This window comes from Streptomyces sp. NPDC006207 (assembly GCF_040613835.1).
Lineage (GTDB): Bacteria > Actinomycetota > Actinomycetes > Streptomycetales > Streptomycetaceae > Actinacidiphila.
In genome coordinates, this window is the sequence record NZ_JBEXSX010000010.1 from 117,259 (window position 1) to 126,275 (window position 9,017).

A 9,017-nucleotide genomic window follows, 5' to 3' on the forward strand; every position below is an offset into this window, starting at 1 on the left:
GGGGGGCCTGACACCGGTACCTGACACGGCCGGTGCAGAGATTGAGGAGAAACACCATGCCGAAGCCCGCCAAGGGTGCCCGTCTGGGCGGCAGCGCCGCGCACGAGCGTCTGCTTCTCGCGAACCTCGCGAAGTCGCTGTTCGAGCACGGTCGCATCACCACCACCGAGGCCAAGGCGCGCCGTCTGCGTCCGGTCGCGGAGCGCCTGATCACCAAGGCGAAGAAGGGCGACATCCACAACCGTCGCCTGGTACTGCAGACGATCACGGACAAGGGCATCGTCCACACGCTCTTCACCGAGATCGCCCCGCGGTACGAGAACCGCCCGGGTGGTTACACCCGCATCACCAAGATCGGTAACCGCCGCGGCGACAACGCGCCGATGGCCGTCATCGAGCTGGTGGAGGCGCTGACCGTGGCCCAGCAGGCCACGGGTGAGGCGGAGGCCGCGACCAAGCGCGCGGTCAAGGAGGCCGAGGCCAAGACCGAGGCTCCGGCCGAGGTCGAGGACAAGGCCGAGGCCACCGAGGCTCCGGCCGAGGAGTCCAAGGACGCCTGACGTCCTGACCGGACGGGCCCGCACCCAGATCTCTGGGGGCGGGCCCGTCCGCGTGTTTGAGAGGATCTGCGGGTGAGTGTGGCGAGCGATGAGGTGGAGCCCGGGTACGTCCGGGTGCGGCTGGACCTGGCGTACGACGGGGCCGAGTTCTCCGGCTGGGCGAAGCAGCGAAACCGGCGGACCGTGCAGGGGGAGCTGGAGTCGGCCCTGCGGACGGTGCTGCGGCTGCCCGAGCCGGTCGAGCTGACCGTCGCCGGGCGTACGGACGCGGGTGTGCACGCCCGCGGGCAGGTCGCGCACGTCGACCTGCCGGTGGACGTCTGGGCGGCGGAGGGCGGCAAGCTGCTGCGCCGGCTGGCGGGACGGCTGCCCTGGGACGTACGGGTGTGGAAGGTCTCGCAGGCCCCGGCCGGCTTCAACGCGCGCTTCTCCGCGATCTGGCGCCGCTACGCCTACCGGGTCGGCGACCACCAGGGCGGGGTCGACCCCCTGCTGCGGGGGCATGTGCTGTGGCACGACCGGCCGGTGGACGTCGACCTGATGAACGAGGCGGCGCGCAAGCTCCTCGGCGAGCACGACTTCGCGGCCTACTGCAAGAAGCGGGAGGGCGCGACGACCATCCGCACCCTCCTGGAGCTGCACTGGGAGCGGGACGCCTCCGGGCTGGCGGTGGCGACCGTACGGGCGGACGCCTTCTGCCACAACATGGTGCGCGCCCTGGTCGGGTCGATGCTGCTGGTCGGCGACGGCCACCGGCCGGCCGGTTTCCCCGGGGAGGTGCTGGCGGGACGGGTCCGGCACTCGGCGGTCAACGTGGTGCGGCCGCACGGGCTGACCCTGGAGGAGGTCGGCTACCCGGCGGACGAGCTGCTGGCCGCGCGCAGCCGCGAGGCCCGCAACATGCGTACCCTGCCGCTGCCGCGCGCCTGAGGGGCGGCGCCGCGGCGCACCGGGCCGCCGCCGGCCCGTGCGTTCATCTGCGGCGCCGCAGTGCCGTGACCACCTGGGTGAGGACGTAGCCCGAGCCCAGGGACGTCAGCACCAGCGGGACGGGGCGGAGGCGGTCGTGGAAGGCGCCCCACCAGGAGAAGCAGGCGGCCGGGACGAGCAGCAGCAGGTAGAGCGCGCGCATCGCCCACCAGCGGGCGGGGAGGCGCACCGGCGTGCCCCGCGGGGGGAGCGGCATCGCGCCCGTCTCCGTGGTGAGGGTGTCCCTGACCCCGGAGAGGAAACCGCGCGGGGCGAGCACCCGGGCGCCGGGCACCCCGTCGAGCGCGGCCGGACGCTCCCCGAAGCCCTCCGGCAGCACCGGCAGGCCCAGTGCCGCCACCGTGTCCGCGAGCCGCCGCCCCGGGGCGTCCATGCCGCGCAGCAGCGCCGTGAGGGGCCGTGCGTCGTGGACGCCGTAGGCCGCGGCGAAGGCGGCGGCCGTGGCGCCGGCGGCGTCCAGCGAGGGTACGGGCGCCCCCGGTGCCCACTCGTGCGCGGCGACCTTCCTGCCCCTGGCGTACAGCGTGATCCCGTACCGGTCGCCCGAGCGCTGCAGGACGACCGCGGGCCACTTCTCGCCCGCCGTGAACAGGTCGACCGCGCCCGCCAGACTGCCTTCCCCGGTCAGCTCGACATGGGTGAAGTCCGCCCCCGCCGGGGCCAGCCGCAGCCCGGTCCGGCACAGCAGCGCCGCTTGCGCGACGGCGGTGAGCGGTGCGGAGGCCACCGCCAGGGCGCGCGGCGCCCAGTCGGGGGCGCCGGCCGGTAGGGGGACCGCGGGCGGGGTGCCGAAGAACGGCGTGCGGGTGGCGACCTGCATCCGCACCCCGGTGCGGAAGTCCAGGAACTCCTGGCGGGGGTCCGCGCCCAGGTGGGCCCAGGGGAAGCTGGTGGCGTGCACGCCGATGTCGCGGAAGACGCGCAGCGCCTCCTCCCAGCGGCCCGCGCGCATCAGCATCAGCGCCAGGTGGTTGCGGAACCCCGCAGCCTCCGGGTCGCCGGGGTCGTACCAGCCGGACAGCTCCAGGGCGCGGTCCACGGCGGCGGCGATGCGGGCGGGCTCGACGGCGTCCGCGCCGGACGCGTCGTCGGCGGCGGGTCCGCCCGCGACGATCTCGTACTCGACGGCCGCGAGCAGCGGCAATGAGTTGATCTTCGAGCCGGGCAGCGCCTCCTCGGCGGCCTGCTCGGCGAAGTCGAACATCTCGCGGTGGGTGCCGTACCACTTGGCGCACAGGTACTGCAGGGCGGAGGCGTGACAGCCGTAGTGGTGCGGGGCGCGCTCGACGGCCTCGGTCCAGTACGCGTCGAAGATCTCCCGCGAGGACTGCATGCCCCGCGCGTGGGTGAGTGCGACGCGCCACGGCACGGGGTCGGCTGGGTTGAGCTCGGCGGCGGCGCCGATCACCGGCACCGCGTCCTTGAGCAGCGCGAAGAAGGCCTTGAACTGCTCCGGCGAGACCTCGGAGGCACGGGCGCCGCTGCGTATCTCCCAGGCCTGGAGGACGCACAGGTCGGCCTTGACCAGCGCCGCGTCCGGGTCCTCGGGCGCGGCGGCGAGCCAGGCGTCCAGCCACCCGGGGTTGTGGAGCGCGAACTGCGCCAGCTCGCAGACGTAGGTGTCGCGCAGTTCCCACTGGCAGCCCAGCCGGGTCGCGGACAGCAGCTCCCGGGCGGGCCCGTGGTCGCCGGTCCCCGCCGCGGCGAGCGCGCCGCGCAGCGGGACGCCGGGGACGTCCAGGACGACGGCCTCGTCCGGTGGCAGGCCGGCCCCGACGGCGGCGCCGTGGCGGAGCATGCGGGGCAGGGTCAGCAGCGTGCGCAGGGAGGGCATGGGCGGGGTCAGCAGGCCGGCGAGCCGGCCTCGGCGGGGCAGCGGCCGGAGCCGCCGGAGCCGACCCGTCCGAGGACCACGTGGCGCCGCTCCCGGGGGACGCCCGGGACGCCCTGCCGTCCCGGCGGTGCGGTCCATCCCTCGTCCGGGTGGTACGGCTGCAGCGGCCCGTCAGTCATGGCGCGGATTCTATAGAGGAGAAAACCAGTTTGGCGGCGGGCGACCGTGCTACGAGAATCCACGGCATGGGACATGTGGACGTTGCGCATCTGGAGTACTACCTGCCGGACGGCCGGGTGTTGCTGGGCGACGTCTCGTTCCGGGTGGGCGAGGGCGCCGCGGTGGCCCTCGTCGGGGCGAACGGCGCCGGCAAGACGACCCTCCTGCGGCTGATCTCCGGTGAGTTGAAGCCGCACGGCGGCACGGTCACGGTGAGCGGGGGGCTGGGGGTCATGCCGCAGTTCGTCGGCTCGGTGCGGGACGACCGCACCGTGCGGGACCTGCTGGTGTCCGTGGCGACGCCGCGGATCCGCGAGGCAGCCGCCGCGGTCGACGCCGCCGAGCTGGAGATCATGGCGCAGGACGACGAGGCCGCCCAGCTGGCCTACGCGCAGGCGCTCAGCGACTGGGCCGAGGCCCGCGGCTACGAGGCCGAGACGGTCTGGGACATGTGCACCACGGCCGCGCTGGGGGTTCCGTACGAGCGGGCCCAGTGGCGCGAGGTGCGGACGCTGTCGGGCGGCGAGCAGAAGCGGCTGGTGCTGGAGGCGCTGCTGCGCGGCACCGACGAGGTGCTGCTGCTGGACGAGCCGGACAACTACCTCGACGTCCCCGGGAAGCGCTGGCTGGAGGAGCAGCTGCAGCAGACCAGGAAGACGGTGCTGTTCGTCTCCCACGACCGGGAGCTGCTGGCCCGCTCCGCCGAGAAGATCGTCAGCGTGGAGCCGGGACCGGCCGGCTCGGACGTGTGGGTGCACGGCAGCGGCTTCGCCACGTACCACGAGGCGCGGCGCGAACGCTTCGCCCGCTTCGAGGAGCTGCGACGGCGCTGGGAGGAGGAGCATGCCCGGTTGAAGAAGCTCGTGCTGACCCTCCGTCAGCAGGCGGCGATCAGCCCCGACATGGCCTCCCGCTACCGGGCCGCGCAGACCCGGCTGCGGAAGTTCGAGGAGGCGGGGCCGCCGCAGGAGCCGCCGCGCGAGCAGGACATCCGCATGCGGCTGTCCGGCGGGCGCACCGGCATGCGCGCCGTCACCTGCGGGCGGCTGGAGCTGACCGGGCTGATGAAGCCGTTCGACCTGGAGGTCTTCTACGGGGAGCGGGTGGCCGTCCTCGGTTCGAACGGCTCGGGCAAGTCGCACTTCCTGCGGCTGCTGGCCGGCGACCCCGGCGTGCGGCACACGGGGGAGTGGAAGCTGGGTGCGCGGGTCGTGCCGGGGCACTTCGCGCAGACGCACGCGCACCCGGAGCTCGCGGGGCGCACCCTCGTCGACATCCTGTGGACCGAGCACGCGCGCGACCGCGGCAAGGCGATGTCCGCCCTGCGGCGCTACGAGCTCGACCGGCAGGGCGACCAGCGCTTCGACCAGCTGTCGGGCGGGCAGCAGGCGCGCTTCCAGATCCTGCTGCTGGAGCTGGCCGGGGCGACGGCACTGCTGCTGGACGAGCCGACCGACAACCTGGACCTGGAGTCGGCGGAGGCGCTGCAGGAGGGGCTGGAGGCGTTCGACGGGACCGTGCTCGCGGTGACGCACGACCGCTGGTTCGCCCGCAGCTTCGACCGGTACCTGGTCTTCGGTGCGGACGGGGTCGTCCGGGAGGCGCCGGAGCCGGTGTGGGACGAGACACGGGTCGCGCGGGAGCGGTGACCGGGGCCTCGGGGCCGGGGGCCCGGGGCCGGCGCCCCCGAGGCGGGCGGGCGGGGGCGGCCGGTGCGGGCACGCCCCCGCACCGGCTGTTTTGACCCGAACGGGCAGCCGCGGGTATTCTGCAGGTTCGTTATGCGTATTGGCTTGCTCGTTCTCACGTGAGAGGCCGCTACGCCGGTCCACCGGGCCGATGACCAGCGTTCACCTCGCGGTATGCGTCGCCGCAGGGTGACAGGGCTGTCGTGATCGTCCGGGTGGCCTTGTCAGTACCCACTCACTGAAGAAGCGAAGGCTACGACCGTGCGTACGTTCAGCCCCAAGCCCGGCGATGTCCAGCGCCAGTGGCACGTCATTGACGCGCAGGACGTCGTCCTGGGCCGTCTGGCGTCCCAGACCGCGTCCCTCCTGAGGGGCAAGCACAAGCCGATTTATGCGCCCCACGTCGACACCGGTGACTTCGTCATCATCATCAACGCCGACAAGGTGCACCTCTCCGGTAACAAGAAGCAGCAGAAGCTGGCCTACCGCCACTCGGGCTTCCCGGGCGGTCTGCGTTCCGTCCGCTACGACGAGCTGCTCGACAAGAACCCCGAGAAGGCCATCGAGAAGGCCGTCAAGGGAATGCTGCCCAAGAACAGCCTGGGCCGCCAGATGCTCTCCAAGCTGAAGGTGTACGCGGGTGCCGAGCACCCGCACGGTGCCCAGCAGCCGGTTCCGTTCGAGATCAGCCAGGTCGCGCAGGGCTAGTCCCGGCCACCACCGATACACAGAAAGCATCTGAGGAGCATCGTGGCCGAGACCACCCCTGAGACCCCTCTCGTCGAGGACGGCGAGATCGTGGAGACCATCGAGATCCCGGAGGAGTACACCTCCGAGTCCCTCGCCTCCCGCTTCGGCGAGCCCCAGCCGGCCGCCGGCACGGGCCGCCGCAAGGAGTCCGTCGCCCGCGTCCGGATCATCCCGGGCTCCGGCAAGTGGACGATCAACGGTCGCACCCTTGAGGAGTACTTCCCCAACAAGGTGCACCAGCAGGAAGTCAACGAGCCGTTCAAGATCCTTGAGCTCGACGGCCGTTACGACGTCATCGCGCGCATCAACGGCGGCGGCATCTCCGGCCAGGCCGGTGCGCTGCGCCTGGGCGTCGCCCGTGCGCTGAACGAGGCGGACGTCGACAACAACCGCGGCCCGCTCAAGAAGGCCGGCTTCCTGACCCGTGACGCTCGCGAGATCGAGCGCAAGAAGGCCGGTCTGAAGAAGGCCCGCAAGGCGCCGCAGTACAGCAAGCGCTAAGCATCACGCGCGCGCTGCACTGCACGTACGCCCCGGAGGCACTTTGTGCGTCTCCGGGGCGTACGCATTCCGGGGGGTATAGACGTATAACCGGATGGACGCCCGGCGAGTACGGGGCGGAGCACGGCAACATCTCGGAGGTAACGACGTGGGACGACTCTTCGGTACGGACGGTGTGCGCGGTGTCGCGAACGCGGATCTGACGGCTGAGCTGGCGCTCGGACTGTCGGTCGCGGCGGCGCACGTGCTCGCCGAGGCGGGCACGTTCGAGGGCCACAAGCCGGTGGCCGTGGTGGGACGGGATCCGCGTGCGTCCGGAGAGTTCCTGGAGGCCGCGGTGGTGGCCGGGCTCGCCAGCGCCGGCGTCGACGTGCTGCGGGTGGGCGTGCTGCCGACCCCGGCCGTGGCCTACCTCACCGGCGCGCTCGGCGCGGACCTGGGCGTGATGCTCTCCGCGAGCCACAACCCGATGCCCGACAACGGCGTCAAGTTCTTCGCCCGGGGCGGCCACAAGCTCGCGGACGAGCTCGAGGACCGCATCGAGTCCGTCTACGAGGAGCACCGCACCGGCGCCCCCTGGGACCGCCCCACCGGCGCCGGCGTGGGCCGCGTGCGTGAGTACGACCAGGGCTTCGACCAGTACGTCGCCCACCTGATCGGCGTCCTGCCGAACCGCCTGGACGGCCTGAAGATCGTCCTGGACGAGGCCCACGGCGCCGCGGCCCGCGTCTCGCCCGAGGCCTTCGCCCGGGCCGGCGCCGAGGTGGTCACCCTCGGTGCCCAGCCGGACGGCCTCAACATCAACGACGGCTGCGGTTCCACCCACCTGGACCTGATCAAGGCCGCCGTCATCGAACACGGTGCGGACCTCGGCATCGCCCACGACGGCGACGCCGACCGCTGCCTGGCCGTGGACCACCAGGGCAACGAGGTCGACGGCGACCAGATCCTGGCCGTCCTGGCCGTCGCCATGCGCGAGGCGGACCGGCTGCGGAAGAACACCGTCGTCGGCACGGTCATGTCCAACCTGGGGTTCAAGCTCGCCATGGAGCGCGAGGGCATCGAGCTGATCCAGACCGCCGTCGGCGACCGCTACGTGCTGGAGTCGATGAAGGAGCACGGCTACGCGCTCGGCGGCGAGCAGTCCGGCCACGTGATCATCCTCGACCACGCCACCACCGGCGACGGCACCCTCACCGGCCTCATGCTGGCCGCCCGGGTCGTCTCCACCGGCCGTTCGCTGGCCGAGCTGGCCACCGTCATGGAGCGGCTGCCGCAGGTCCTGGTCAACGTCCGGGACGTCGACAGGAGCCGTGTCGGGTCCTCCAGCGAGCTGTCCGCGGCCGTGGCCGAGGCGGAGGCCGAGCTCGGCAGCACCGGCCGCGTGCTGCTGCGCCCCTCCGGCACCGAGCCGGTGGTCCGCGTCATGGTCGAGGCCGCCGACATCGACCACGCCCGCTCGGTGGCCGGCCGGCTCGCCGACGTCGTGAAGTCCGCGCTCGGCTAGACCGAGGACGCGTCCGACACCGTACGCCGCCGCCTGCGCTGCATCGCCCAGAAGCCCTTCTGGGCGAGCAGCGTCAGGACGCCCGCGATGACGATCCCCGCCAGGTTGACGCCCAGTTGCGCCGAGGAGCCCCACAGCTCGCGGTAGTCGCCGTAGGTCAGGGCAAGGGCGGCGTTGGCGGCCGCCGGGACGGTGGTCACCGAGATCGCCACGCCGACCAGGGCGCCGGACTTGGCGGAGGTCAGCGAGAGGATCCCGGCGATCCCGGCGAGGAACGCCACCACGAAGGAACTGGCGTCCGGCTGCCAGATGAAGGCGGTCGACGGATGCGGCGCCGTGAAGTCGGCCACGCCGAAGACGCCCAGGACGTCCATCAGGTAGGCGAAGCCGCCGGTGAGCACCATCGCCACCGGGAAGCCCACCAGCAGCGCCACCAGCGAGCGCCGGGCCAGCCGCCCGTGGCGCTGGACCAGACCGGTGCACACCCCCGCCAGCGGGCCGAACTCCGGGCCGACCACCATCGCGCCGACGATCAGGATCGCGCTGTCGAGCATCACGCCGCAGGCCGCCAGCATCGTGGCCAGGGCCAGGAACGCCAGATAGGTGACGGTGAGGGTGGACTCCTCGTGGGTCGCGTCGGTCAGCGACTCCCACAGCACGGCGTCCGCGCCCTCCCCGGGCGCGTCCTCCTCGGCCTTCTCGGCGCGGGCCGACAGCGACAGGTCGATGTGCTCCACCGCGATCGAGCCCGTGTCGGCGACGCCCATGCGCCGCAGGGCCCGCAGCAGTTCGTCGCCCGCCTCGCGCGCCACGTCGCACATGACGATGTCCCCGCGCGGGTTGCGGGCCGCTCCGGGCAGCACGGCGAGGTGGGTGGCGCCCACGGTCCCCTCGACGAGGGACACGACCTCGTCGGTGCTCCCCTGCGGGACGATCATCCGGAGATGCAGCATGCGGGGCAGGCTACC

Annotated in this window: 9 protein-coding genes; 6 read left to right on the forward strand and 3 right to left on the reverse strand. The window is 72.8% G+C overall.

The window, feature by feature from the left end; all coding sequences use genetic code 11:
• Positions 1-56: 56 nt before the first annotated feature.
• The gene (gene rplQ, locus ABZ312_RS10775; RefSeq protein WP_499513436.1) at positions 57-560 is read left to right on the forward strand and encodes a bL17 family ribosomal protein; all 504 of its coding nucleotides are present in this window, start codon (positions 57-59) and stop codon (positions 558-560) included.
• A 72-nt stretch (positions 561-632) separates the two neighbouring features.
• A complete protein-coding gene (gene truA / locus ABZ312_RS10780; RefSeq protein WP_500328139.1) occupies positions 633-1,490 on the forward strand; it encodes a tRNA pseudouridine(38-40) synthase TruA in 858 nt (285 codons plus the stop codon).
• A 43-nt stretch (positions 1,491-1,533) separates the two neighbouring features.
• On the opposite strand, the gene ABZ312_RS10785 is transcribed toward truA, so the two are convergent.
• Together ABZ312_RS10785 and ABZ312_RS10790 are read right to left on the reverse strand one after the other, a co-directional pair.
• A complete protein-coding gene (locus ABZ312_RS10785) occupies positions 1,534-3,384 on the reverse strand; it encodes a hypothetical protein (RefSeq protein WP_500437229.1) in 1,851 nt (616 codons plus the stop codon).
• Between the two features lie 8 nt (positions 3,385-3,392).
• Positions 3,393-3,563 carry a hypothetical protein gene (locus ABZ312_RS10790; RefSeq protein ID WP_500328136.1) on the reverse strand — a complete coding sequence of 57 codons (171 nt, stop codon included), beginning with the start codon at positions 3,561-3,563 and terminating at the stop codon, positions 3,393-3,395.
• Positions 3,564-3,629: 66 nt separating this feature from the next.
• Between ABZ312_RS10790 and ABZ312_RS10795 the strand changes: the two genes are divergently transcribed.
• From ABZ312_RS10795 to glmM, 4 genes are all read left to right on the forward strand, one after another.
• Positions 3,630-5,252 (forward strand): ATP-binding cassette domain-containing protein, encoded by a 1,623-nt coding sequence (locus ABZ312_RS10795; protein ID WP_500328135.1) that lies wholly within the window; start codon positions 3,630-3,632, stop codon positions 5,250-5,252.
• Positions 5,253-5,552: 300 nt separating this feature from the next.
• Positions 5,553-5,999 (forward strand): 50S ribosomal protein L13, encoded by a 447-nt coding sequence (rplM, locus tag ABZ312_RS10800; RefSeq protein ID WP_089229083.1) that lies wholly within the window; start codon positions 5,553-5,555, stop codon positions 5,997-5,999.
• 42 nt (positions 6,000-6,041) lie between these two features.
• Positions 6,042-6,542 (forward strand): 30S ribosomal protein S9, encoded by a 501-nt coding sequence (gene rpsI, locus ABZ312_RS10805; RefSeq protein WP_319140461.1) that lies wholly within the window; start codon positions 6,042-6,044, stop codon positions 6,540-6,542.
• A gap of 148 nt (positions 6,543-6,690) precedes the next feature.
• Complete coding sequence (gene glmM / locus ABZ312_RS10810) at positions 6,691-8,049, forward strand: phosphoglucosamine mutase (RefSeq protein WP_499513441.1); 1,359 nt, start codon at positions 6,691-6,693, stop codon at positions 8,047-8,049.
• Here the strand turns inward: glmM and ABZ312_RS10815 are convergent.
• Positions 8,046-9,002 (reverse strand): DUF389 domain-containing protein, encoded by a 957-nt coding sequence (locus ABZ312_RS10815; protein WP_500328133.1) that lies wholly within the window; start codon positions 9,000-9,002, stop codon positions 8,046-8,048. The genes glmM and ABZ312_RS10815 overlap by 4 nt on opposite strands.
• Positions 9,003-9,017 lie beyond the last annotated feature (15 nt).

What these genes read in the sequence shown, in the direction of transcription:
- rplQ (WP_499513436.1), top strand. Translation starts at nt 57, where the DNA reads ATGCCGAAGCCCGCCAAGGGTGCCCGTCTGGGCGGCAGCGCCGCGCAC.
- ABZ312_RS10785 (WP_500437229.1), bottom strand. Translation starts at nt 3,384, where the DNA reads ATGCCCTCCCTGCGCACGCTGCTGACCCTGCCCCGCATGCTCCGCCAC.
- ABZ312_RS10790 (WP_500328136.1), bottom strand. Translation starts at nt 3,563, where the DNA reads ATGACTGACGGGCCGCTGCAGCCGTACCACCCGGACGAGGGATGGACC.
- ABZ312_RS10795 (WP_500328135.1), top strand. Translation starts at nt 3,630, where the DNA reads ATGGGACATGTGGACGTTGCGCATCTGGAGTACTACCTGCCGGACGGC.
- ABZ312_RS10815 (WP_500328133.1), bottom strand. Translation starts at nt 9,002, where the DNA reads ATGCTGCATCTCCGGATGATCGTCCCGCAGGGGAGCACCGACGAGGTC.